1 protein-coding gene is annotated in these 442 nt (G+C 71.3%); it reads left to right on the top strand.

What is annotated here, in order from left to right; genetic code table 11:
- The coding region (locus KUG39_RS17790) for a DUF4912 domain-containing protein (RefSeq protein WP_216916597.1) at nucleotides 1-442 on the top strand (442 nt) is incomplete at both ends.

The following is a 442-nucleotide window of genomic DNA, read 5'->3' as shown; positions in this document are numbered from 1 at the left end:
GCCGGCCGCCGAGACCCGCGTCGTCTTCCTGCCCCGCGATCCCCAGTGGGCCTACGTCTTCTGGGACATCTCCGAGGACGACCGCAGTGACGCCCTCCATGCCGGCGCCTCCCAGCTCTGCCTGCGCGTGGCCGATGTCACCGGCCTGGCCGGCGGTTCCGCCCACCCCCACACCCTTCAGGAGGTGGTGGTCGACAGCCATGCCACTGAGTGGTACCTGCCCGTTCCCCTCTCCGACCGCGACTACCGGGTCGAGCTCGGCTACCGCAAGGGCGGTGGCGGCGGCTGGATCTCCCTGGCCTTCTCCTCCGTCGCTCGGGTGCCGTCCCTGCATCCCTCCGAGCAGATCCTCGACCAGTTCGTCCCCTTCTCCCTCGACGCCTTCCCCTCCACCACCGCCAGCCTGCCCGCCCCCGCCGAAGCGGTGGATTCCGGCCTGCAC

It is taken from the genome of Synechococcus sp. CCAP 1479/10 (assembly GCF_019038515.1).
Taxonomy (GTDB): Bacteria; Cyanobacteriota; Cyanobacteriia; order PCC-6307; family Cyanobiaceae; genus Cyanobium.
Note: the sequence above shows the minus strand (reverse complement) of the source record. Positions and strands in the feature narration are given on the sequence as shown.